The sequence below is a fragment of the Paenibacillus sp. NPDC058177 genome (assembly GCF_042883835.1).
In the GTDB taxonomy this organism is placed as follows: Bacteria; Bacillota; Bacilli; order Paenibacillales; family Paenibacillaceae; genus Paenibacillus_AQ; species Paenibacillus_AQ agri.
Genome location: NZ_JBHVVB010000003.1, coordinates 611,118 through 637,333 on the forward strand (window position 1 = coordinate 611,118; position 26,216 = coordinate 637,333).

General features: G+C 46.4%; 16 protein-coding genes, 2 pseudogenes and 1 CRISPR repeat array. Of the genes and pseudogenes, 2 read left to right on the forward strand and 16 right to left on the reverse strand.

What is annotated here, in order from left to right:
• Positions 1-8 precede the first annotated feature (8 nt).
• The 12 genes and pseudogenes from cas8c to ACFVU8_RS16775 all read right to left on the reverse strand — a co-directional run bounded on the left by cas8c (position 9) and on the right by ACFVU8_RS16775 (position 20,746).
• Positions 9-1,931 carry a type I-C CRISPR-associated protein Cas8c/Csd1 gene (gene cas8c, locus ACFVU8_RS16720; protein WP_387428584.1) on the reverse strand — a complete coding sequence of 641 codons (1,923 nt, stop codon included), beginning with the start codon at positions 1,929-1,931 and terminating at the stop codon, positions 9-11.
• On the reverse strand, positions 1,928-2,647 hold the full coding sequence (gene cas5c, locus ACFVU8_RS16725) for a type I-C CRISPR-associated protein Cas5c (protein ID WP_387428587.1): 720 nt from the start codon (positions 2,645-2,647) through the stop codon (positions 1,928-1,930). Before cas5c ends, cas8c begins: the two co-directional genes overlap by 4 nt.
• A 118-nt stretch (positions 2,648-2,765) precedes the next feature.
• Entirely contained in the window at positions 2,766-3,455 is a 690-nt protein-coding gene (locus ACFVU8_RS16730; RefSeq protein WP_387428588.1) for a hypothetical protein, read from the reverse strand.
• Between the two features lie 398 nt (positions 3,456-3,853).
• Positions 3,854-6,313, reverse strand: a pseudogene (gene cas3, locus ACFVU8_RS16735) (CRISPR-associated helicase Cas3').
• A 526-nt stretch (positions 6,314-6,839) separates the two neighbouring features.
• Positions 6,840-9,468: direct repeats of the CRISPR family, unit length 32 nt; unit sequence GTTTCAATCCACGCTCCCGCGTAGGGAGCGAC.
• Positions 9,469-9,829: 361 nt separating this feature from the next.
• Entirely contained in the window at positions 9,830-10,654 is an 825-nt protein-coding gene (locus tag ACFVU8_RS16740) for a carbohydrate ABC transporter permease (RefSeq protein ID WP_387428591.1), read from the reverse strand.
• The gene (locus ACFVU8_RS16745; protein ID WP_175370089.1) at positions 10,651-11,544 is read right to left on the reverse strand and encodes a carbohydrate ABC transporter permease; all 894 of its coding nucleotides are present in this window, start codon (positions 11,542-11,544) and stop codon (positions 10,651-10,653) included. The genes ACFVU8_RS16740 and ACFVU8_RS16745 overlap by 4 nt, the downstream gene beginning before the upstream one ends.
• A gap of 113 nt (positions 11,545-11,657) precedes the next feature.
• A complete protein-coding gene (locus ACFVU8_RS16750; protein WP_387428593.1) occupies positions 11,658-12,944 on the reverse strand; it encodes an ABC transporter substrate-binding protein in 1,287 nt (428 codons plus the stop codon).
• 233 nt (positions 12,945-13,177) lie between these two features.
• Positions 13,178-14,974 (reverse strand): cache domain-containing sensor histidine kinase, encoded by a 1,797-nt coding sequence (locus ACFVU8_RS16755; protein ID WP_387428595.1) that lies wholly within the window; start codon positions 14,972-14,974, stop codon positions 13,178-13,180.
• Entirely contained in the window at positions 14,971-16,557 is a 1,587-nt protein-coding gene (locus ACFVU8_RS16760) for a response regulator (RefSeq protein WP_387428598.1), read from the reverse strand. The genes ACFVU8_RS16755 and ACFVU8_RS16760 overlap by 4 nt, the downstream gene beginning before the upstream one ends.
• Positions 16,558-16,716: 159 nt before the next feature.
• Positions 16,717-16,941 (reverse strand): hypothetical protein, encoded by a 225-nt coding sequence (locus ACFVU8_RS16765; protein ID WP_387428601.1) that lies wholly within the window; start codon positions 16,939-16,941, stop codon positions 16,717-16,719.
• Complete coding sequence (locus tag ACFVU8_RS16770; protein WP_387428603.1) at positions 16,938-17,951, reverse strand: TIR domain-containing protein; 1,014 nt, start codon at positions 17,949-17,951, stop codon at positions 16,938-16,940. The genes ACFVU8_RS16765 and ACFVU8_RS16770 overlap by 4 nt, the downstream gene beginning before the upstream one ends.
• An 818-nt stretch (positions 17,952-18,769) precedes the next feature.
• A complete protein-coding gene (locus ACFVU8_RS16775) occupies positions 18,770-20,746 on the reverse strand; it encodes a GTP-binding protein (RefSeq protein ID WP_387428605.1) in 1,977 nt (658 codons plus the stop codon).
• 104 nt (positions 20,747-20,850) lie between these two features.
• On the opposite strand from ACFVU8_RS16775, the gene ACFVU8_RS16780 reads away from it, so the two are divergent.
• Complete coding sequence (locus ACFVU8_RS16780; protein ID WP_387428607.1) at positions 20,851-21,822, forward strand: S-layer homology domain-containing protein; 972 nt, start codon at positions 20,851-20,853, stop codon at positions 21,820-21,822.
• Between the two features lie 100 nt (positions 21,823-21,922).
• On the opposite strand, the gene ACFVU8_RS16785 is transcribed toward ACFVU8_RS16780, so the two are convergent.
• The 4 genes and pseudogenes from ACFVU8_RS16785 to ACFVU8_RS29990 form a co-directional block, all read right to left on the reverse strand.
• Complete coding sequence (locus ACFVU8_RS16785; protein ID WP_387428610.1) at positions 21,923-22,696, reverse strand: Cof-type HAD-IIB family hydrolase; 774 nt, start codon at positions 22,694-22,696, stop codon at positions 21,923-21,925.
• Between the two features lie 263 nt (positions 22,697-22,959).
• The gene (locus tag ACFVU8_RS16790; protein WP_387428613.1) at positions 22,960-23,190 is read right to left on the reverse strand and encodes a hypothetical protein; all 231 of its coding nucleotides are present in this window, start codon (positions 23,188-23,190) and stop codon (positions 22,960-22,962) included.
• Between the two features lie 828 nt (positions 23,191-24,018).
• Complete coding sequence (locus tag ACFVU8_RS16795) at positions 24,019-24,480, reverse strand: hypothetical protein (protein WP_387428615.1); 462 nt, start codon at positions 24,478-24,480, stop codon at positions 24,019-24,021.
• 253 nt (positions 24,481-24,733) lie between these two features.
• Positions 24,734-24,917, reverse strand: a pseudogene (locus ACFVU8_RS29990) (ISL3 family transposase); the annotation flags it as partial.
• A gap of 104 nt (positions 24,918-25,021) precedes the next feature.
• Between ACFVU8_RS29990 and ACFVU8_RS16800 the strand changes: the two are divergent.
• The gene (locus tag ACFVU8_RS16800) at positions 25,022-25,978 is read left to right on the forward strand and encodes an IS30 family transposase (RefSeq protein ID WP_387428618.1); all 957 of its coding nucleotides are present in this window, start codon (positions 25,022-25,024) and stop codon (positions 25,976-25,978) included.
• The last annotated feature ends 238 nt before the right edge of the window (positions 25,979-26,216 follow it).

The following is a 26,216-nucleotide window of genomic DNA, read 5'->3' on the forward strand; positions in this document are numbered from 1 at the left end:
CTCTCCTTTTAGTTGGAAGTATCCATAGTGTCGGTATTGTCAGAAGACTGGCTGGTTTCTTTTCCTTTGTCCTTACCTTTATACAGCTCGTGTCGCTGGCTATAGAAGCCCAGTAAGTATTTCCCGGTTAATGCGGTATTGTTAAACGTCTCTGAAGTGAACTTTGATGCTACCTCATCAATCAAACTTGAATAATAAGTAACCTTGCTACCCAGACGAGCCTGATGGGGCTGCAATGCAGACTGAATGATGCCCCAGGTTCTTTCGGGATACCTTGAGAACGAATTCATGTACCGGATGGCATTCGTAGAACGTTTCTCATCCGCATCCAACGCCTTTCTTTCCATCACATCTGCAATTGCGAGCAATCGCCCAAACAGATAACTGCGATCTGTATTTTCCGTTTCCAGTGCCATATCGCATTTCTCCTTTTTATTAATAAGTGCACAGGTAATGCTAAGCGTCTTCTCCCATTCCCATTTCTCCATCGACACCGGATTAGATGCCCGATAGATAGCACTTCTAACGATATCTTCTGGGATTTCTCGTCCATCCACTATACAAGGAAGTATACGTTCCATCAGTCCTTTAATGACCTTGTCACTCCCGTTAGGACCATATGCGGCAAAAGCGATATCCTTCGTGGAAGGTGCGCCTGGGGAGATAACAAATTCTCCCTTGGCATTCTTGCGGTAACGGTGAAGCCAGACACAAGTGGAGTGCCACTCGATCAGCTTATCGAGATACAGATTCTTGTCCATGTTGCGATAATACAGGACTGCCATACGCCCGGTCGTCGCGGAATCCAGCACCATGATATTGACATTGGTGTTCTCTCTCTCCCCAAGCTTGTTCCGATAGCCGCCGAGAGCTTTAGCCACTTCCCTAGCAAATTCTTCATTGGTGTAACTGGTGCTAGGGTTAGTAGACTCTACTTCAGAATCCAGATTGAAGAAATCGTCCATAGGATCAGGCACATCCAGATCCTGATTACCCCAGACAAGGAACACACGCTGGTCGATCACTTTAGCTTGGCGATTAATGAGCCACTTCAAAGCATTATGTGCTTTTTGCGAGACCTCATAACTAATGCTTGCTGCATCCGTACTATTCGTAAACCGTCCCCGAAAGGTAAATCCACTAGTATCATTGGCTGAGATCAGCTTGGCCTTGTCTGCCGCATGACGAATCTTGTTCGCATGTCGCTCTGTGCTTGGTACGAATTCCCCGGATACATAGCAGTAGTCCTCTATGCCAAGCTGCTGACTGTAGAAATTCACAAAAGAATCGTAGACTTCAGCGTCTCTCCACACACTTTCGGTCACACCACTATGCGGACGAACATTGAACCGGATAAATGCACTTTCTTGTTCACCAGCAATCAGTGAGAAGAGCTTGGGCTTCTCTCCGTGCAGCTCTTCACCCTTCTTGTCCCACTTCTCAATGAGCCGGCCCTCAGCATCCAGAAACAGCACCTTCTCCTGCACCAAATCCCGAATTAGTGTACGCTTGCTGAGATAACTGTATATACTCTTAACCTTGGTACAGGCATGAGGCGAATTCGCCCATGCTTCAAGATTCCGAATATAAGCTCCATAAGGCTCTTCCTTCTTAATTTTGCCTCCATAAGCAACAAAGTCTCCGGCCACATAGCTCAGCTTGTCATGCAACGGATAAGGCGCAACCTTCGACCCCGCCCGGCTTGCGGACTCTTCTGTACAAGGGATTAAGGTGCTCATATCATCTTTGGCGATAACCACTGCCGAATGGAACTCTCCATCCTCTGTAACCGTTACTTCGATATGGGCATTTTGAGTCGTATGAGAGACTGGTAGAAGCGTATATTCACGGTCGTTATATGTACGCTTGATTTCTCCGACATAATCCAAATTAGCCTGATAGGTCTCATAGAGATTCAGTAGCCAACTCATATCGGCTCCTCCGCTTCCATCCGGGCCAGCAGTTCATCCGCAGATTCCATATTGGACGCTCCGAAGACCTTAGGTTGCATCTCCGAGATCGTACGAACCTTCGTGCAAACTTCCGGTCGGTCAAAAGAGATGATGCCGTCCTTCATCTTCACGTCCCAGAGACGCACCTCCATCTGCGATTTCCCCGTTTCATCAGGGTAATTAATACCATGCACCATCGTGCCAAAATGGATTTCCCCATAGTTATCGTAGAAGCCCTTCGCTTCACCAAAGACACAAGGCTCGACATACGCCTGACATTCCCGGGTTCCTAGAAAAATATCTCTGCGCCCGCCTGCCTGCAACGAACGCTTAAGGATGTTATGGTGCTTGTGCTCGTTCCTGTCATGTTCAAGCTCGGGTCGATTCTCATTAAACTCGAAATGAGCTCTAACCTCGTAACATACATCCTTCAGATAGGTATAGTTGGCAAGCGTATTGCCACCGCCGTATTCAATTGGACGAACGCCTTTTGATTCCATACGTATAGGGTTCATAATTCGAACCTCGTCTACGATGAAGATCAACGTCGGCTTCCAGTATATTGATTCAACTATCCCCTTTAGCGCCTGATATGTAGGAACACTATAAGTGAGCTTCTCTCCGCCAAGTTTGGTTAACGGATCTGTAAATAACGCATAATCGCCGTAGACTTTGAATTCGATTCCATTTCTCATGGGTTGCTTGGCCTCCTTTCGCAACAACTTTTTAATGTGTGGGTACCAGGATTCTCCTCCCTTGGCACCCATACAACTCACCTCATTTACTATTCGATTGATTTCATATCACAATAAGTTAATTCAAAGATTGATCCAACTCATGGTCAATTTCTTCAATTTTTTTCTTTAGCATTTGATATTGATCCAATAGACTATTAAGCTCCGCCTTCGCTGGGCCGAGTTCAAATGTACATCTCTTAGACGATTTTGCTGCTATAACTAATTCCCTTGCTAGATTTATACCAGCCGCTTTAACCTCTTTCCTCCAACATTGCAAGATAGCAGTCGGACCCAATCTCAAAATATCGTTAGGTGTAGGAAATTTATGGAGTGTAATAAGCGAAGTCTTACCTTCCCATTTTTTAAATACTTGCTGATATTCAGGAAAATAACGATTGAGCCAATTCTGCACATTTCTTTGGACGATATGCAAACTAACCTTGATTCTTTTTTGATATTCCATACGTCTCTGAATGTAAGATTGTTCGATTTTGCTTATGTCTATTTCTTCTTGAGTGTAATGTGTGTTTTCTAGGATGGGGTGAGTGGCTTTATTGTCTTTAGATGAATGATTCGTAGTTGTTTTTTGCAGGACATACTTTAATTGCTCGTGAATGGATTGGTGCATACAAAGATGATTCTGATGCTGCTCTCCTTCAATCAGCGTTCTCAGGCATTCGAAAGTACCTTTTCCTCTAGGATTAGCATCAAAATCAATGATAGAAAAACAATAGCTTGTACAGCGAATCTTCCTGGGATTCGACATAGACTTGTCACACCACCACCTAAACCAAATAATAGAATAAATTAACAATTATAGGTTACAATATAATCTTAAAAAAATCAATAACTTCTTATAAGAATCTTTACGAAAACTAAAATCATATGATACACTTGCCCCAATCCATGGCCAAGGATTTAGAATACACTTTAAAAGTCCGTATTATTATATAGAGCCTCCAAACTTTGCCCTAGCGGTATATCAGGCACCTTTCATCTCATAATCACTTGTATTGTAGATGCACTCTTTTTTAACACAAACCTTGATTTTATAATTTTATTACGGCTATACTAAATAAGTCGCAACCGCGTGGATTTAAATTTATATGAAGTAATACTGTATGTTTGAGAGCCTATCTTCACTGAAGATAGGCTTTTGTACGTTCACCACATCTGAAGCCCCATCGGGCTATCATTCTCTATATTGATACCGTAATCTTCATGGTAAGCACCTTCCGTCAATGCCAGTACCTTCCCATCCAGATAAGCCACTAACCCCTGATTTTTACTGAGCGCATCCTTTTCATGGTTAAAAAGATTCACCGTATATTGTTGGGCTTTACGTAGCAAGCGGGATAGATCCTCAATACTGTGCTGGCCATTCAGATCGGCTATAATCTCCTTGCCTTCCCCGTAAGGAACAATCACCGAAGTAGTATGACTAGCAATAACCTCGAAATAATCGGCTGCAGTCCGATAGCTGTTAACCAACAATAGCGGCGGGGCTACTTTATGTTCATTGCAATACGCTTGAAAGTAAGGACTCGCTTTACGGGCTGACCACAATAATTCCGTCATCTTCTTGCCCAATTTAGAAATTGGATAATCCAGACTCGAATCAAACGCAGTATAGAACTCTTGAAAAAACTGCTCCATCGCCTGTGTAGACAGCACACTTCCGCCATAAACAGATGGGTCGCGCTGGAGGTCTTTTAGAATCTTGGCTGTAATCTCCTTGCCTATCCTGATCTCCTTAAGCTTGTCCAGATTCTCCTCTCCATGATCAATCACATAGACTTGCCGGATGTCATCCTTACCATGCCGATTGCAGCGCCCCGCTGCCTGAGCAATAGAATCCAGCCCAGCCAAGGAACGAACAACGCAATTGAAACTTACATCCACTCCTGCCTCGATCAACTGTGTACTGATACAAATCACGGGTTGTTCGTGTTCCAGTCTCTCACGAACTTCTCTGAGAATGTCATTCCGATGAGCAGCGCACATGGAGGTACTTAGGTGGTAAATCGGGATGGAAAGGTCTTGCTCCAGAAGTTTCTGATATAACTTCTTGACCACCGTCTTTGTGTTAAGAATGACGAGAACACTGTGTACTTCATCTGCTTTTACTTTTACAAAATCAGCCAAATAATCCGTATCAAATGACTCTCCTGTTGCCCTGTCCATAATCTCAACCCGCTTGAAGGCTTGAACAACATCCTCCAGATACCCGATTATCTCGCCATCTGGCTGGATATTCAGCTTATTTTCAACGAAGTCAAGTTCTGGCTGGGTAGCTGTACAAAGCACAATACTTGACTCTGCATGAGTGTTTAGAAAGTTAACCGCCTGATTGAAGAGTGAGACACAGGGCACAGGTACCTTCTGTACTTCATCGAAGATAATGACAGAATGGCTTAAGTTGTGCAGTCTGCGAATATTCCGGGTGCCTCCCGCATAGAACGCATTCAGAAATTGCACCATCGTTGTAAAAATAATCGGTGAATCCCAATTATCCCGGGCCAGCTTTAATTTTTGCCTGGTGGTGATGAGGCCGTCTTCCAATTCATTCTGTTGCTCATCCTCATCTTCTTCATCCACCACATTGGAGTGGTGCTCTAGAATATACGCTTCATCTTTTAAAATACGGCGTACCTCTTCAGCATTCTGCTCGATGATCGTTGTGTATGGCACAACATATATGATGTGTTTTTTATCCTTGAGCAGAGCATGCCTCAGCGCATATCTAAGACTGGCTAATGTCTTCCCTCCGCCTGTAGGAATCGACAAAGTATTGATGCCAGACGGCCGAGTCGCAAACTGGTCACACTGCTCTGACATCTCTCTTCGCAATCGATTAATCGGCTAATTTACATGTTCATTGTTCGCTAAAGAATCAATATGTACCATCAACCGTTTGTAAAATACAGAAAATACAGCTTTCCTGTCGATCTCTTCATCTACCTGCTGATCCTCAAAACTACGAGTATTACTCCGATCAGCATCAATTAATGCGCTGAAAATGAACTTAGTCAAAAACATCAGCCGCATTTCATGGCTATCCGAAGCATTCACTTGCAAGTATGCATTCAGTTCGCGCACAGCTTGATCTACATAATCATAGAACGCAGTCTCACTAATCACTTCCTGGAAAAAGAGGGCTTTCGTGTGCTCGAATTCTTCGAGCGTATTCTTGCAGACACGTTTCAAGTATTTGGACTCAAGCTCCTGATTCAGAAAATCATGCAGGTATGAGTGATGAGAGATAATCGCATTCCCTACTACCTCTGCCAGAATCATTCGATTTCTGATGATGGCCTTATTCATACCAGGCTTCCCAATGGTAGGATCATGGAATAATTCGAACAAAAGCTTGCCACCAGCAGTAGAGTGATCCACTTCACCTCGTCTAGAGGGTTTCTCCGGGTGAAATACGGCTTCCAGAATATAGGTCCTGAATTCCTCTGTAAATTTACCCATATCATGTAGCAGGCCCGCCAAACCAGCAATATGCTTAACATTCAATTTCTCACCGAAGCCCTCCGCTAGTTTCCTCACCTCCAGCAAATGCTCAGCAACCGTCTGAATCTTCTTATCACTCTCTCTGATATGCGCAATATATTCCATTTGATCTCTCCTAATAGAAGATGAACTCAATAATTTAATCGAGCAGCTCAGTTCATTTCTCCCTACTTCATAAGCACTTAGTACTACATATATCCTGTTAATTCTCCAATAATTTTCAAATTCCTTGCTTGCTTCCTAATTTCTCTAGGGAAAATATGAACTTTTTTTGTAAAAGTGTTTTTAGTGAGCAGCGCTTTGAATTTGTTACGTAGAAAAACCGCGGGGATAAAAACAGGAAATAGAAAAATTTCCATATTTCTAGTTAGCTAAGAAGAAACATGGATTCGATGTATGGAAACACCAGACATATTGATCATAAGTAAGGCACCAGTTTTTCTAGACATGCTCCTCTATGGGTAGTGACCACCTTCTGAGCTTCTTTTTACCGACTGAATTTAAATCTACATTCCCGCGTAGGGAGCGACGGCCACTGGCTCTGCCTGAGCTGATTTCGGCGATACATATCAATCCACGCTCCTCACGTAGGGAGCGACCCGTTTAATTAAGCACACAACAACGATGCAAAATTTCAATCCACGTTCCCGCGTAGGGAGCGACCACCTGCGGCCAGGCTGACACCAAAACGCCGTTAATGTTTCAATCCACACTCCCGTATAGGGAGCGACACGGGTGATGGTACAGGCGAGCTGGTACGCCGTAATATTTCAATCCACGCTCCCGCGTAGGGAGCGACATGCCCTTGATGGTACCACTGTCACACGTTCTGATATTTCAATCCACGCTCCCGCGTAGGGAGCGACAACCAGTACTGAATTAAGTAAATTGCCACTGCAAATTTCAATCCACGCTCCCGCGTAGGGAGCGACGATACCTGAGTCGGCGCTTGACATCATAGGCGCGGAATTTCAATCCACGCTCCCGCGTAGGGAGCGACGAGCTCAAGTCTAAGCACACGCAGTTTTTGAAGATTTCAATCCACGCTCCCGCGTAGGGAGCGACGATTTGATGAGCGATAGGGAATACCTTATCCTTCCGTTTCAATCCACGCTCCCGCGTAGGGAGCGACTTGATCTCGTTGATTATTTCCTGGCTGCGTATCGGCTGTTTCAATCCACGCTCCCGCGTAGGGAGCGACGGAGAGTACGATCTCGTGCTGTATCCGCACCAAAGTTTCAATCCACGCTCCCGCGTAGGGAGCGACTATACATTCAACTACATTCAATTGCAAGTAGTAAATTGTTTCAATCCACGCTCCCGCGTAGGGAGCGACAGTACATACAGAAAAAGAGGTCCCCTGCACGATGTTTCAATCCACGCTCCCGCGTAGGGAGCGACGATACCGTTAGGATTCTACGTTGGAAACCGTGTGTTTCAATCCACGCTCCCGCGTAGGGAGCGACTTGGCGGCGTCTACCTTGATGTAGTCTACACCGAGTTTCAATCCACGCTCCCGCGTAGGGAGCGACGGCTCTATCCTTCGTGGACGATGCCACAGAGCAGTTTCAATCCACGCTCCCGCGTAGGGAGCGACTGAGGCCATCAAAAAGAGGCTGATGCGTCTGGGGGTTTCAATCCACGCTCCCGCGTAGGGAGCGACAGGGACGTCCTCCAGGATCGCGGGAAAACGTCCGATGTTTCAATCCACGCTCCCGCGTAGGGAGCGACCCGGGAAGGATTCGACGTCATTATTCGGGCAAGCCGGGTTTCAATCCACGCTCCCGCGTAGGGAGCGACGTTAATCTCTCCAAGTGGGAGGGTTGGCTGGTCAGTTTCAATCCACGCTCCCGCGTAGGGAGCGACGCTTGCTACTAACGGCGGTGGTGACATAGCCGAGTTGTTTCAATCCACGCTCCCGCGTAGGGAGCGACGTCCAAGGCATCCGCAGCATCTGACTGTGTGTTTGGTTTCAATCCACGCTCCCGCGTAGGGAGCGACGATACATCGCCTTTTCGCGTGTGAAAAAGAGGTGCGTTTCAATCCACGCTCCCGCGTAGGGAGCGACTTCAACACCATTATACATGAATCGACATGGTTGTGTTTCAATCCACGCTCCCGCGTAGGGAGCGACACCCCTACGGCTGCTATGCCGCTACTGACCTTCTGGTTTCAATCCACGCTCCCGCGTAGGGAGCGACGACAGCCTGGGCGGCGTTAACACCCTGGTTAACCGGTTTCAATCCACGCTCCCGCGTAGGGAGCGACTGGGTGCGGCTCTGCTCACCAAGTCCATGGGGGAGTTTCAATCCACGCTCCCGCGTAGGGAGCGACAACACTGATGGCCTGTGTCTTTCGTGTAATCTTTGTTTCAATCCACGCTCCCGCGTAGGGAGCGACCCAGTAGATGTTGTATCTTTCCTTCACGCTATTGCTGTTTCAATCCACGCTCCCGCGTAGGGAGCGACCGCCTTGCCCTTATACCCTGTTAGGTTGCAGTGTTTCAATCCACGCTCCCGCGTAGGGAGCGACTACATCACAAAATTCCTGAAGCGCATGGCGAAGGTTTCAATCCACGCTCCCGCGTAGGGAGCGACAAGAACTAGGTTTTGCCATGTTCATTTTCTTTTTGTTTCAATCCACGCTCCCGCGTAGGGAGCGACCATCCAGCGTGTCCCATCGACGCATGATTTCGTTGTTTCAATCCACGCTCCCGCGTAGGGAGCGACGATGCGCAGAGTGGCTGCCAATTACTCTTATCCCAGTTTCAATCCACGCTCCCGCGTAGGGAGCGACTATTCCACACTCATCAAGTTCCATCGTTCCATCGGTTTCAATCCACGCTCCCGCGTAGGGAGCGACATCCTTGGTGGTTATCTCTCAACTCTCTTTATACTGTTTCAATCCACGCTCCCGCGTAGGGAGCGACGATACCGCCGTCTTCGTCCACCCAGCCGATAATTGTTTCAATCCACGCTCCCGCGTAGGGAGCGACGTAAGTATTACACCGACAATATCACTTTAGCAGTTTCAATCCACGCTCCCGCGTAGGGAGCGACGTGCCGGTGTAGTTGCACTCAGGACAGCCCTCATTCGTTTCAATCCACGCTCCCGCGTAGGGAGCGACTTGCATTGCCAAACATACCCACCAAAGGGTATAATGTTTCAATCCACGCTCCCGCGTAGGGAGCGACGTGGCGAAGAAGCAACCGGAGTAGCCGGAGTAGCGTTTCAATCCACGCTCCCGCGTAGGGAGCGACAGCGATTTTCAAGCATAAAAAGGATAAAAAACCTTTTTATGCACCTAAATCGCACCATATCTCTTCAATAAACACTCTCATACCAGCATCTTAGTAATAATTTATACAAATATTGTAAAAATATTGGTGCGAAGAACCCGGACTTTTCATGGGAGCTATACATTCGCACTCAGAATAATCCCACTTGATAGCGGGATTATTTCGCTTAATACTATTTCTTTTTACAATTAATAGATTCCTCTTCTTATCCTAAAAAAAGTAAAATTGCGCTTCCCCAGAACAACGCCCAACGCAAAAACAGCCCCCCACTCTCGTGGGGGGCTGCCTTCATCACATCACTTGCTACAATCTCGCAAGCTTTTTACTTCACCGATCCCGTCATTCCCGCTACGAAATGCTTCTGCATCACGAAGAATACGATGGCTGTTGGCAAGGTGGCGATGACGATTGCCACCATGATCAGGCCGTAGTCCGGTGCATAACCCGATCCCAGGGTGGAGATCAGCAGCGGAATGGTCTTTTGGTTCGGTGATTGCAAGACAATCAACGGCCACAGGTAGCTGTTCCAGCTCGACATGAAGGTGATAATACCTGCTGCCGCATAGGTTGTTTTCATGGTAGGCATGAAGATTTTGAAGAAGATGCCCAGCTCCGTCAGACCATCAATACGTCCGGCCTCCAGCATGTCCTTAGGGAACATCTTGGAGTTCTGACGGAAGAAGAAGATCAGGAATGCCGTCGTAATGGTCGGGAGCATCACAGACGCCACAGTATCGATACCAATCCCGGGGATGGTATTAGAGATGCCCGCGAACATCTGATACAGTGGAATCATCAGGGCGGCAAATGGAATCATCATCGACAGCAGCAGGATGTTAAATACAACATCCTTTGCTTTACTACGGAACATCTCGAAGCCGTAACCTGCAAGTGAGGCGATGATAATCGACAGGATTGTAGTCAGGACAGAGATTCTAGCTGAGTTCCAGAGCGCTGTCCATAGATCGGTCGTTTCGATCAGCTTCGTTAAGTTCTCGAATAGATAGTTGCCCGGCAGAAGTCTGCCTTTGGTCACATCTACAGATTTATTCGTTGCACTGATGATCATCCACAGGAACGGAAATACCGAAATGAAGGTAGCAATGCTCAGGAACACATAGGTGAATATACGTTTTGGATTTCTCATTTCTTATCACCTGCCACTTTAAATTGAAGGAACGACAGCAGAACAATAAGAATGACGATCACATAGGATACTGTCGCCGCATATCCAAAGTCAGCCGTGTATTTAAACGACAGGTTATAGATATAGTTCGAGATGGACATTGTGGAGTTACCCGGTCCGCCTTTAGTAATATTCACGATCTCATCGAAAATTTGCAGTGTACCAATCGTGGATGTAACAGAAGTGAACAGGATAACCGGTTTGAGAAGCGGCACTGTAATTTGGGTGAATTGTTTAAAGGCAGAAGCACCGTCAATACGTGCAGCTTCATAAATGGAGCCATCGATATTTTGCAGGGCAGACAAATAGAAAATCATGTTATATCCGGTCCAGCGCCATGTAATGGCGATAATAATCGTAATTTTGGCCCAGAACGGGTCAGTAATCCACTCCACGGGAGCAGAAATAATCGACAGCTTCAGCAGCATCGCATTAATCAGGCCATCGGATCCAAACAAATATTTGAACACAACAGAGTAAGCGACGAGAGAAGTTACAGCAGGCAAGAAGATCGCCGTACGGAAGAACCCGCGGAATTTAAGCTTGGAGTCATTCAACAGTACAGAGATGAACATTGCCAGCAGAATCATTAATGGCACCTGAACAATTAGATAGATAAAGGTGTTAAATAGCGCTGTTCTGAAGGTCGTATCCGAGAACAAGCGCGTATAGTTGGAAAACCCTGTATAGGTGAGGTTGGTGCCTGTTCCTGTTTTAAATGACAAGAAAAGCGCCTGAATCATTGGATAGAAATAGAATGAGCCAATCATAACTACAGAAATCAGGACAAAGCCCCATCCTGTCAAATTATACTTAGCGGTCATGCTTAGCCCACGTTTCTTAGCATTCATCGTAGCAAGGTCTCCTCTCTGGCTGCAAAATAACCCGCCGGACGCTTTGGATCTCACGATGCCGCAGCGCCCAAGGGTTACATAATGCTCATATGCTCAATTACTTACGTGATTTACTTGATTTGCGTCTCTGCCTGAGCCTGAGCATCCTTCATGACTTGATCCAGGTTCTTGCCATTAAGATAGTTGTTCATTTCAACTACCAGAATATCTTCGATGGCATAGGTAGACACACCGTAGTTCACGTTAGGAATTTGCGCTGTCCATTCGGAGAAGTCTTTTACAATTTGCTGACCGCCAAAGAACTCATCGGTTTTCTTGTAAGCTTCACTTTCAGCAGCCGCTTTCAACGTACCAATAGCCCCGATTTTGTTGAGCAGTTCTTCGTACATTCCTACATCAGAACCAAACGTTTCTGCGAGGAAGTCTTCAGCCAATTCAGCACCAGGAACATTCATGACGTACCACGAGCTTCCGCCCAAGTTGGACGCATGTGTTGCATTCGGTGTATTAGGCAATTTCGGCAAAGGAAGTACGGCCCATTTACCAGATTGAGAAACTTCAGCTTTCACGGAAGGCGTCAACCAGTTCCCCGAAGGTACAGTGACCACATCGCCATTGTTGATGAAGGAGATGAATTGACTCCAGTCGGCATTGATCTTCACGATCTTGGAATCCAGCATTTCTTTGTACAGGGCGAAAGCTTCTTTCAATGTACTGTTATCGGCCAAATCAGGCGTTTTGCCATCCTCTTTCATATACCAGGAATGACCGGATTGAATCATGACACGCACGAAGCCCAGGTCACTTGGAGAGAAGGTAATCATGTCTTTGCCTGTTTTTTCTTTGACCACTTTACCGATTTCAATATATCTGTTCCAATCGATGTCTTTCAGATCGTCAATTGTGAATCCGGCTTGCTCGATAATATCTTTACGGACATACAGGCCGGTTACACCGGAGTCAAAAGGAACACCGTATTGCTTACCGTCCATGCTGGTCGGTCCGACTTTGTAGTCTGCGTAATCGGTTGGTTTGATCTTGTTGCTCAAATCATAGAAGGACTCTGGATACGATTGCAGGAAACCTTTGGAACGATAGTCTTCGATCAATACGATGTTAGGAAGACCTTTCGTAGTGCCGGAGTTAAGTCCTGTATTCATTTTTTGAATAATGTCGCCTTGGGCGTATTCAACAATGTTAATTTTGACATCAGGATGTTTCTTATTGTAAGTCTCTTTGGCAATGTTCAATGCTGCGATGTTAAAGGCAGGGTCCCATGCCCAGATTGTAATTTCTTTCTGACCATCCCCGGATGCAGCTTCTTTATTAGATCCACCGGAAGAGCAACCCACCAGCAATACCATACAGGCCAATACCAAGAGTAGTGCTTTTTTCATTTGTTCCGCCCCTTTGACTGTTTATTGTGTAAGATTCGCTTTAAAGCGATTTCATGAAAATTACTGAAAACGCTTACTAGGCATGAATTAATGATATCACCGGGCAACAATACAACGTTAGAACATCCTTTATATAGATTTGTTCTTTTGTTGCCCGAATGCACATTACGCTTAATACCGGCATGTATTATTTTTGGATTATAGTAATTTCATTAGATTTTGTACCGCTTACATCACTCATTTTCCGTCTTTTCGATTAAAGGAAGCGTTATCTTCACTCTGGTCCCTTCACCAACCGTGCTTGTAATGTTCACTTGGAACTCTTCACCATACAGCAGCCGGATCCGATCATTCACATTGGCAACCCCGATACCTGAGAACAGCTTACTGGAATGCTTAGGCACCTTGTTCTGAGCTGAGTTCATGGGCATACCCTCCTCCCCACTCGTCAGTTCCATGCCATCTCCGTTATCAATCACCTCGCAGACGAGCCTTTGCCCCTCTCTGGCAATCAAGACATGGATAACGCCTTCTGTTTTGCGGTTAAAAGCATGGAAAAATGCATTTTCGATGAATGGCTGAATAATCAGCTTGGGAACCTGATACTGCACGCAATCCGGCGCAACAAAGAAATGAACCCGAATCCGTTCCCCATAACGGATATGATTGATGAACACATAACTTCTCAGATTCACAAGCTCCTGCTCTACGGACACCGTCTCGTACACGTTACTGATCGTATTTTGCAAAAGTGAAATTAACGCATGAATGGTCTGTTCAGCCTTATCCTTACTACCCTGCTGCACAAGGAATTTGACCGAAGCCAATGTGTTGTATAGAAAATGGGGATTAATCTGCTGCTGAAGAGCTGCGAGTTCCGCCTTTCGCTGGCCTTTTTGCGTCTCCACCAGCCTGTCCACATAATCATTGATCTCATCCAGCATATAGTTGTATGCCCGCCCCAGCTCCCGAATCTCATAACCCCCGGAGACCTTGACATAGTTATGAAAATTGCGGCGCGTCACTTTGGACATCTGACGGGCCAGCAACGTAATCGACCGGGTCATTTTCCGCGAGATCAGGAAGACACCAACCAGAGCTATAAGCACAATAAAGAGACAGATAAGTACCACACTGCGTGTGTTTACCATCTGTCCGAGCACCTTTTGCTGGTCAATCATATTCACCAGATAAAAGTCATACGAAGGCAAATATTGCACGAGCATCAGCTTATCACGATCCATGATATGGACCTTCTTGGCTTGTTGTCCTTGCTCCTGAACCAACTTGGCCTGATGCAGCAATTCATCATTCTTCTGTCCCTCAAGGTCAGACAGGTTGCTTGTTACCACCGTTCCGTTGGTATCAAGCACAATGAAGTCGTTGCCTTCACTGGAGAAATTATTATAAAACGGCTTGAAGCTGCTCTCATCAATAGCGATATACAACATGCCATATTGCTGTTCTGTCGTACGCTCCCGCAACACTTTTGTAGCGACAATGGCATGTTTCCCCTGCTCATCCTGATAATATTGATACATCATTCTGCCAGGCTGTGCTGCCGCATTGGCAGTTATAGCACTGCTGTTCAGCTCCCGCGCCGTCGGCTTATCATAATTCACTACGCCCGTATAATCCCGGCCATTCTTACCGATGACCGACAGACCCACCGAATAGCTAGTGATCCCGGATTGAATTCGGTTCATTTGCTGGGTCATGTTGTAATAGGAATTCATCACACGGTACAACTCGTCCGATTCTTTCTCTGTCAGATAGCTCTTTAGCGTAACGCTCTGCTGGGCTTGATTGGCTGCGAGTACAACCGAGTAGTGAAAGGACTCGAAGTTATTATGAATCTGATCCAACACTTTAGAGTTCGTAATGCTGAAGGTTTTCAGAAATAGCTGCTGCGTCATACGCAGATTGGTCCATACCACGGATACCGCAATCGCAATGATACAAGCCACCATGACCAGAAATATTTTAATAAACAGTCCCTGAAACCGTAATCGTTCAAGTCGCTCCTTCATCCCTGCTCCTTCTCCACTCGTGTATGATATTGTCGTCTGTATTGGCTCGGAGAAATGCCTGTATTCTTCTTAAAGACTTTGCAGAAATAACTATGATCCGCGTAGCCCACCATGCTGCCGATCTCGGAGATCGAGTGGTCACTGCCCCGTAATAAATCAGCAGCCTTATCGATACGGACCCGATTCAAATGCTCCTTGAAGCCCTCGTGATGATGGGCAGCGAAGAAGCTGGATAAATACGAAGGATTGAAATGAAATTGCTTAGCCATCTCTGTTAAAGTGATCGGCTCTGTATAATTTTTGTCAATGTAATCAAGCAGCAGCTTCATATTGGGATTGCCATCATGAAAAGAAGACGTAGCCTCATGAATGCTGCGATCGAGTTGCGTCCGGAACTGCTCAAGCAACGTAATGATATCTGTTACATGCCCGGCTTCTTCTATGGCTTTGAAATAGCTATATTTTGCCTCATTCAGCGCGTCTGAGCTCATGTTCATTGTGCCAAGCAACTGAATGACATTGAAGATCAGATTACCGATTAAGGATTTGAATTCAAATACATCCGTATTATACGACTCAGATTGCTGTGCAATGAATTGGTAGAGCACCCCGAAGCCTTCCTCCAGCTGTAATCTACGAATATGCTCCATTAAGGCGTGCAGCGCGGTGTCATTTAAGGATGCTGAGGCTCTGATAACCTTTTCAAAGTGCGGCAGCTCAGACGGTGCAAGTACCATCGGCACTGGCAGGAAAAAGCGATAGGATAGCAATGGCAAGAAGCTGCGATGAAAGGTGCCCCCCAATTGATCCAGTGAATGAAAAGGCCCGCTAAGCGCCCAAACGAAGTCTCCACTTTCTGTAACCGAAGAAGGGTACAATAGCTTCAGCTTGGACAAAAGAATGTTCTCTGCCTCAGCATTTTGTCCGATATTCACAACATAAGTCCTCAGTTCCGGGTGTCTTGGGATAGAATTCACTGGCAATGGATAGATGGTCATCTCGGAAATAAGCGCTTGCAAAGATTCCAGCAGTTGCTCTCCCTCATCCACCGCAGTGCCCATTATGTAGTACTTCTGATAAGGGAACCATTCTGCCAGCATGGTCTGGTCTATTTCCACCTCATAACGATCAATGAGCTTCTCCAGTACCTGGTTCAATGTGATCGTGTAATCGGCTTGCGGTTTCCTTTTCAGACCGGCAGGAAGTCTTTCTACTGTTCTCTCGAGCACACTCAGCAGCATCTTCGTCTCCAAGTGTGGCTTAAGAATATAATCAGACACACCACTTTGGAAGGTGGAACGGACATAATCAAATTCACTGAAGCTGCTAAGCACGATCACTTCAATATCCGGCCAGCTATGCTTTATCAGACGAGTCAACTCTTCGCCGTCCATCACCGGCATGACGACATCGGTAAGCACGATATGTGGAGATAGCTCTGCAATCATTTCCAAAGCTTCTTTGCCATTGGAAGCCTCGCCCACGATACAGAAGCCATGCTGTTCCCAATTCAGTATATGTTTGACGCCTTGTCTAACCAACAGTTCATCATCAACAACCAACACTCTGTATAGCTCACTCATGCTGTTCACCCCTTATTGAAAACCCATGCTCACTAATGACGAATACTATACTAAATTATCTTATAACCTTTTAAAAGACAACTAACTCCATCCCACAACAAAAAAAGCAAGCTGATCCTGGTGCCCCAAGATCCTCCTGCTTTCGGCCTGCTTCATATGTTATCGTGCAAAAAACGGCTTCTCATAATTGGCATCCATTTGGTACACCAAAATATAGTTCACGTCGTTATCGCTACTAACGGAAGGTCCCTTGACGACTCTGCCCGACTCGTTACTCAGGGCTATTGTTCTTAGCCTGTCCCGATTCTTACGGGAGATGGATGAGACTTTATAGGCTTGCCCCGCTTTCTCAAGGCTGCCCTCATTACCGCGCGGTTTGCTCATTTCAAATCCCCTCCGAACAAATAGTTGAGTACGTTCATAAATTCCTTGTTATCCTCGGAGATCTGCTCGAAGTGCTTCGCTGTCAGTTCCAGAGGGCCAATCAAATGGATCGTAATTACCAATTCCTTACCTAGAGGATAACACACAATATATTCAGCGGCAACATGCACCCGGTACAGAAAAAATTGAACCGTCCCCTGCAAAAAAGCATCCAGCACCAGAATCCGGTCCTTACCATTACGGCCGTCGTTGTCCTCGAATGCATAGAAGCGGTCTTTGCCGACATTGCCGGCCACCTGCCTGATCCCGTCATTACCTTCAGCACGCCAAATGGCCGCTCCCCGGATCCGGAACTGTTCCAGTGACGAGATGTCATAGCTGGTTCTGACAGCCTCATATAATTTATCATATTCCCCGCCAGCTGAGAGGTTCGAGGGCCGGACATAATTGATGAAGAACATCAGCAGCATATCCTTCATCCGAATTTCGCGCTCCAGGGTCTGAATCTTAACATAGGGATCAGCAAAATGCTGCTTTTCCTCGATTTGCCGGGTAATCTTCGCACAAGCCACACTTACAGCAGCCGTATAATTATTATCATCACGCAGTTCGTAATACAGCAAAGTAAGTCCCAGCAGATCAGAAGGCAAACGGAATCCATCGATCCCTTGCCCAGCTACTTCTTGCGGCACCGAGCGCGGCAATATGAAGAAGACCCGTTCACGCTTTAATTTACCCCAGAACATTCCCAACTCGAAAATGGTGTTGTCCCGCGGTGCGAGATACACTTTCCCGCGCAACGTCACAATGTCATCGGGCGCCAGCACAAAGACAGCAAAGCTGCTCTGCGTGAGCTGCTCGTCCAGATCTTCCATCGTGTAACGGTTTTCATTAAAAACGCCAGCAGTCCACGGTGTCACCGTAGCCACATAGCTCAAATTTTCGTTGATCGCATCCACGTAATGCTTCGCCTCTAGCGATGATCCTATAAATACTTTGGGTTTGTTCACGACAATGACCCTCTCTTTGTTATTTTATGAAGATAACAAAAGATTGCTGGCCTTTGGTGCTTGGAATTTATCTTAATATGACAAATAACTAGAATTATATCACGCTCATATTTACATATATATACTTTTAATAAAGAAAGATTCCATATCCAATATAAATTTTAAGCGTTATCAATATAAATGGTGATAAATGTAATACGTATAGATTTAAAGATTTAAGCATGGATATTTATCTATTCTTTAATTGCTTCATAAAACTGCCTCATTAGGCCAATTGATGAATCCGATGAAGGATATCCCAGTATCACTGGATGCTAAGACTAAAGAATTATTTAACAGGAAAATATACCGTTAATCCTGGCTTTTTAGGCCTCATCTCCAGAATAACGGGAAATCCTCCCGTTAATTCCTCCATTCATGCGAAATTGAAGCTAATCAGTGAAATTAACAGGAGTTTTTCCAGTTATTTTAGAGAGAAGCCGCAATTCCGCCTAATTAACGCCCATTTTTCCAGTTATTCAACCGGACAGTTACACTATGCTCATACCTAAAACTGAACATACAACTACAACTTACGCTTACATCTACGCCTACACTTTCTCTTACATTCACACTTACTCTTACATTCACACCTGCACCTGCACTTACATTCACACTTACTCTTACTTCCACACCTACACTTACGTTCACACTTACTCTTACTTTCACACCCGCACTTACATTCACACTTAATCTTGCTTCACACTACCTTGCATTCACACCTACTTTTGCAAGCTATATCTGCTCACTCACCACGCTTGAATCCAGAAAATACTCCCCTACCCCTGCAGCGCCTTACGCACGCTGAGAATATACTTCGACTGATCCAGCGGATTCACACCACGGCGGGTGCGCTCGGCGGTAACATCGGGCGGGCATTCTTCGTATCCGGCAAAAAAAGAAGTGAACGTGCTGCGCCCCTTCGTGAAGGAGCTTAGCGTGACCGGATAATCGAGTGACGTTGCCAGCGGCAGACGGCCTTCGATGACCATCCGGTCACCCAGCAGCACCGGCGGCTCGAAGGTGCCGCGCATCTGCACAAGATCGTTCATGACACGCCCACCGTTCTCCTCGGGCACTACTATCCGTACCTGAAGCACCGGCTCCAGCAGCTTGGTGCCAACACGGGCTAGCCCGTCCATAATGCCCATTGGCGTCGCCACGGCAAAATCCAGCGGATGGGTATGCCACACATGGTGCTGCCCTTCCACCAATGTCACCTTCAGGTCGGTGACCTCCCAACCGTACAAGCCCTGCTGCAAGGCCTCCGGCACCCGCCGGGCCGTCTCATTCTGGTATTGCGGCAGCAGGTCGGAGCTGCGCACGACCGAGTCGTAGACCAGGCCGCTGCCCAGCGGCCCTGGTTCAATCTGGAACCGCAGGATCGCCCAGCATGGCTTAGGCATCGTATAGGCGATGAAGCCTCCGCCCGCACGGGCAGGCGTCTCTTTATAGATCACGGACGGCTGGCCGAAGGTGACCGCAAGGCCGTATCGACTCGCCATCACGCTGCCAATAATCTCCAGCTGGATCGGGCCCATCACCTTGATGTGCAGCTCGCGTTCCTCCGGAAGCCACTGCGCATCCAGCAGCGGATCTTCGTCGGCCAGCTCCTGCATCGCGGCAATCACTTTATGATCGTCGGCTGCTTCTTCCCAGTGCACCCGCACCGTCAGCAGTGGCACCGCGAGCTTGGCTTCCTGCGGAATGGCATCCGGCCGGCCTAGTACATCGCCGATCCGTACCCCGGACAGGCCGTACACCACGCCAATATCTCCGGCCTCCAGAGCGCCGACATCCTCGGTACGTCCACCCTCAACCTTGCGGACTTGGGTAATCTTGCCCTGGATATCTTGCGAGTAGTTCTGAACAGCATCACGATTGCGAATCGTCCCTTCGTACAAACGGACAAAAGCCATTCGCCCCATACTCTTATCCCGCTGAATGTTGTACACAATGCCGGATACGGGAAGCTCTGCATCTCCGCCCGCTCTTGGGAAATACTGAATCATAGCGTCCAGCAGGGCAGGAATTCCCATTCCCTTGGCAGCGGCGCCATAGACCAGCGGAAACAGCTCCGCAGCAGCTGCACGATCCGCAAGATGGTTCCGCCATATGGCAAGATCAAGTGAATCGCCAGCCATATAGGTCTCCAGCAAAGCCTCATCCCGCTCGGCCAAGGCTTCCAGTAGTTCAGTCTGTGCAGCGGAATCCGCGCCCTGCTCCCATAGATCGGCAGTACCAGCATAATCCTGCTCCCTGCCAAGAGGCTGCTGAACCGGAATAATATCCCCGGATAGATACGTATGAGTCTGAGCCAGCACCGCTTCCGGGTCCGCGCCGGTCCGGTCCATTTTGTTCATAAAGATAATTGTGGGAATCTTCAGCTTACGCAGTGCGCTCCAAATCATCTCGCTTTGTGCTTGCACGCCCTCGACTGCAGAGAGAATCAGCACCGCGCAGTCCATCACGCGAAGCGAGCGTTCTACCTCTGAGAGAAAATCAACGTGGCCGGGGGTATCCACCAGATTCACCTGTACCCCTTTCCAGGCAAAGGAAGCCAGCGCCGCCCGTACCGAAATGCCCCGCTGACGTTCCACATCGAGCGAATCGGTCAGCGCCGTGCCAGTATCTACGCTGCCCAGCGAACGGATGCGACCGCTCTCATATAAAATATGCTCCGTTGTTGTCGTCTTTCCGGCATCAACATGGGCAAAAATTCCGACATTAATCCGTTCCATCCTCTGCTGCCCCATATCTATTGATCTCCTGTCAATCACTTAAAAGTTTTAAGTTTATTATAAGTTCCTGCAACATTTTGAGACAATCCCCCATCTAAGAAGATAAGAGGTGAGGCACAATGAAGACAACATCATTCATGAACAGCGCTAAAAAAATAACAATAGCGTGTAGCATTCTGGCAGCAAGTGTATCCTTCGGGGCATCGGCATTTGCATTCTCCGATCTGAAGGGCGATCCAGCGGAGACCAAAATCAATGCCCTGCATAAGGATGGCATTATTAACGGTGTTACGAGTGACAAGTTCGCGCCGAAGAGCAGTGTAACCTTTGCACAAGGCATTCAATTCATCGTCAGTGGTCTGAAGCTGTCGCCGAAGCCCGATGCCGGTAGCACGGGCACTGTGAGCAGTCATTTTACTCATGTAAACGATAAAGCCTGGTATGCCTCTGCTTTCCTGACCGCAAAGCAGAACGGACTTCCACTCGACAAGAATGTGGACCCTAACGCAGCGATGTCACGCGCACAGTTCGCACACCTGCTCGCTGAAGCGCTCAAGACAAAAGGTAATTTCCCAGTGACTATGATGTTTTTTAATATTACAGACGGGGACAAACTCTCCAAAGATGTTATGAATAACCTGCAAATTCTGCTCAACACACATCTCGTACAGCTAGACAAGAACGGGAAATTCCGGCCAAATGATTCTGTAACCCGTTCAGAAGCCGCTGCCTGGATCTACGATGCGGCCCAATTCGCGAAGAACATTGAAGCACCAGATGATAGCGCCAATGCACCAGGCTACAACTACGAGACAGATATCAACGTGACCAAAGCTGCAGAAGGCGTTAATAAAGTGACATTGACCGTGAACAACCTGCCCAACCCGGGGTATGGACTGGTTATTGAGAAGATCGAGTTCGGCAAAGACAAGACAGCTACGATCTATTTCAATGTAACAGACCCTGAGCCTGGAAAAATGTATCCGCAGGTCATTACCAAAGGTTCAGCAGTTACGTACCTTCCGGAAGGCTACACAGCCGTAGCAAAATCCTTGAAAGGTACCAGTTCTCCAGCTCCAGGTATCAAGTAATACACGTTGAAGACAAGTAACCACTAGCGAACAATACAAACAGGCCATGATTTCCTACGGGAAGCATGGCCTGTTTTTTTCAACTTTCGCAAAGCATCGATTATATGAGTCCGTATTTCCTCAGCGCGTAATCAATTCCGCCCTCGCTGGATGATCTCGTCACAAAGTCTGCGGATTGCTTGAGTCTGTCCCCTGCATTGCCCATGGCAATGCCAAGGCCGGCCATCTCCAGCATGTCGATATCATTCCCTCCGTCTCCGAAGGCCACGATCTCGGATGCCTCTATCTCCAGATGCTGAAGCACTTTCAGTATGGCAACTGACTTAGAGACCTCCTCTTGCAGTACACTGAGCACATAAGGATGCCAGCGTCTGAAGCTCAGGTGTGGGAACGTCTCTATATATGTACTGACCATATCATCCGTCCCATACAGACACATTAAGTAGACTTCCTCGTTATAAATCAGCGGATTAACTGCAGGGTACTCACTAAGGAACAGCGTCTCCTTCAAGGCCCGCAGTATCTCCGCATCCTGCACTCCGTTCATACAGAAATCCTCCGTGTAAAAGGACAAGCCATGATTCTGCATACTTGCGAACTCAACAACTTCCCTGAGATAATCCGGCTTCATCGGCAGCTTATGAATCACTTCATCCTTATGCTTCGCATACCCGCCGTTCGCGGTAATCACAGTTTCGATGCCAAGCTGCTTAAGTTCCCGGCACATGGATAGCGGTCGTCCGGTGGCTGCCCCCACCTTGATGCCGTTCCTCTGCAAGGCCCGAATCGCTGCCCGGGTATCCTCTGGAATCCTGCCATCCTCATGGCTCGTAAGCGTTCCGTCTACGTCGAAGAAAACCATTTTACAATCCATCCTCATCACCCACCTTGAAGCATTCTGTCTATCCATGATAATTGTAACAAAATCCCAAAATTATACAATAATCGTTTATGTAATAAACATCAATAGTCTTCGATTCAGGAATCATCTTTAGGCCGCTAAAATAATGGTCTCCTTTTCAAATCGTTTACAAATAGAGTGACTATTAAAATAAACGAATTCGACTTTTTTTATGCTAGAACCCAACCACCAGAGGTACTATGCATACGGGTTACTCTTCCTTTACCAGAAACCATTTACCAGTTTTTGCTGCTGTCATTATACACGAACTCGAGTTTTGGCAACACAACTTCTACCATATCATATTGAGTACCAGCCATTAAATAAATGATATCTGATAGTCCACTTTTACCTTGATTGGCCATGTCCGTTAGAGCGGCTTTTTCATTTGGAAGCAAGCCCAGTACAGTACTCGTTACTCCTGCTGCGAAGGTTACAACAGTAGGCAATGCGAAGATCAGTGACAAAAGCCCAAGGCCTACACCGGTAATGCTCGCAACAAACTCCTAGTTATTACTATTTTGGAAACTATTGTTAATAAGGGCGCCTTGTACTTGATATGCATCTTTTGCTTGTTGCAATGTTAAAGTAACCGTTTGAGTGTATTCTCTAGAATTATAAGCCATAATTTATTTCTCCTTTTTATTTGAATTATTTAACACCTTACTGATGGGATATGTAGCAGAAATAAATTGTATCCCTCAATTTAATCAGCTAATCAGCTAATCAGCTTGGCATTTTTGAGAGAAGAAGTTTAGTGTTTCAACCTCTTTTCTCGCTTACATATATATAAAGAGAAATAACTTCTTTTAATAACAACCCATTTCCCAAACTTTTTTTATTTACTGTGGAAATCAAATCAAACATTCTTGGATACGTCACCGGTACCGATCGTTCCCTCGACTTCGTCCAGAAGCAATCAAGCGCGCGCTGCTGTAGGAGCTGTGCAGACCGCCGGTGCCGATCGACCCGCCCGGCTTGGTCCGGAAGCAACCAGGTGCGCGGTGCTGCAGGAGCTGTGCACACCGCTGGTGCCGATCGTTCAAATCCATTGCGGACTATCAGTCTAATACTTTATTTTCTTCTGACATCTCTTCGATATACTTCAGCTACTACAATACCAGTGTATCTGTTCATTTTTTAATCTAATAAAAAAGGTCGCATACTCTCGAAAGAGCAAGCGACCTTTTTAACATCTCTTTATAGTACAAAAGCGAGTGGATGCAACCTTGAAGGGTATTATGCGAGTGACATATTAGTATCGTTATCAGTGTTCATTTAAACGAATTCGCATTTTAGTTTTTGTTTTCCAGATACTTCTTGATTTTATCGAGATCAATATCATTTGTTATTTTATATCGTTGAGTAGAAGAATTTTTAAAATCAGTGATCACCATATCCTTTACATCATATAGACTAACTCCGAAAATGTTTTCTCCTTGGTTCCTCATTATAATATCATATGATTCTTCTTTAGAAGTATCAGGAATTTTGTTCACTTTTTTCAATTTTAAAGGAGCTAAAGAATCTAAAACTTGATCTATATCTTCTTTATTTTCTAGAACCAATGTATTTCCAGGGAATTGCATTAATAGCAAAGCAGTGACTTCCTTATCCCCCATCTTTTCAATAACTTCTTTCGTAAACGTTGTATTAGGATACAGACGATTCTTTAACCCCGTGAAATCAAATTGCATAACTAGTATTGCGATTAGAACAATCAGGATTCCGTATGCAATAGGCGAACGACGTTTCATTGAATGATCACGCTCCTCATAAGATGTTTTTGAGTATGTCTGCTATCTTCCCTCATTTCTTTTAATTTGTGTATTTCTAGATGGAAAAGTAGTCACAATAACAAACTTTTAACGAAGGAGAAATCACTATGCTCATACCGTTATCGTATCTGAATCCAACGCCATCCGCAGCTATTTATCGCTGCAGCAACTGCCTTTTTATTTTTCCAAGCCTGTTTTAGTACATGTGGAAACGTACAAAACAGCGGCAACCGCCCCTTAGTTGGGAGGCGTGAGAGGTAGCGTATTACGGTATCCTTATTGAGGTTCGGGAAAACATCTAAAAGAGTTCGCTCCTCGATGTTAGTTAATACACAACGAGGCTTGATAAAATGAACTTCATCAATGCCGAGCCATTGGAGAGTTTCAAATTGCAACGTTTCATCTAAGCGATTTATTTAATCGACGGATTGTAATATGAAGTGCGACAGATAAAAACACCCATGGAAGATTCGTGTAAAATGGAGTCACCACAACAACCATTACACAGGAGAATCAAACCATGGGCTACACACATCTTAACATAACTGAACGCAGTCAGCTAGAAATCTCACTTCGCTTGGGATGGTCTGATCGAGAGATTGGCAAGGAACTAGGCAGACATCACTCCACCATTGCTAGAGAGCGAAACAGAGGGAGTCGCAGTGAGACGTACGCCGCAGAGATTGCACAGGCTAGTTACACGGAGCGGCGAGCATCGTGTAAACCAAAGGGTCGGTTCACCCTTGAGTTAGCCAGCGAACTGGAAGCAAACCTACAGCAGACTTGGTCACCTGAGCAAATTGCCGAGCATAGAAGAATCAACGGTAAATCGTTCGTTTGTTTCAAGACCATCTATCGTTGGCTCTATGCTGGACGCCTTGCTGCAGGTGAGTTAAACGTACTGAGACATAAGGGTAAACGGCGTAAGCCCATGGAGACACGCGGACGCTTTCTCATCGGGAAACCCATTGGCCACCGTCCTAAAGAAGTGCGCAAACGAGAGTCTTTCGGACACTGGGAACTGGATACGTTTGTATCCAGCCGAGGAAAAAGCCGAGCCTGTGCCGCAACATTTATTGAGCGCAAGACACGGATGTATCTAGCCTTGAAAATGCCAGACCGCACGGCTCATTCGATGGAGATCGCTTTCGGAGTGATCGCTAGCCAGTACCCTCACAAAACCTTTCTAACCGCCACAGCTGATCGAGGGAAAGAATTCGCCTGCTATGCCGCCCTAGAGACCTTTCATGGACTGGATATCTACTTTGCCGATCCCTATTCGTCCTGGCAACGAGGATCTAACGAAAATGGGAACGGACTTCTTGGGGAGTTCTTTCCCAAAGGTTATGACTTTGCACAGGTTACTGATGAGGAACTCGCTCATGCCATCCATCTCATTAACGACCGTCCTCGAAAATGCCTAGGCTGGAAGTCTGCTCACGAATCTTTTATGGAACAGCTGTCGCACTTAGCTTGACAAACCGTCGTTTAAAAAGAAGCCCAACCCTTTAAACACATAGCTCTATGAACACGCCGGCGTTCTATGCAAAATGCCTGTGAGCATCGGAATGGGCTGCAGGATGCTTTTGACCATGCCGTTTCAGCAAGGACCACTCTACTTAACGGGTTCGTTAAGCTAAGCCCGGCTATCGGTCCCGCTCCCCAGCTCCTTAAAACACGCTGGAGTATGGAGCTGCATCCGGATCTCTTCCCCG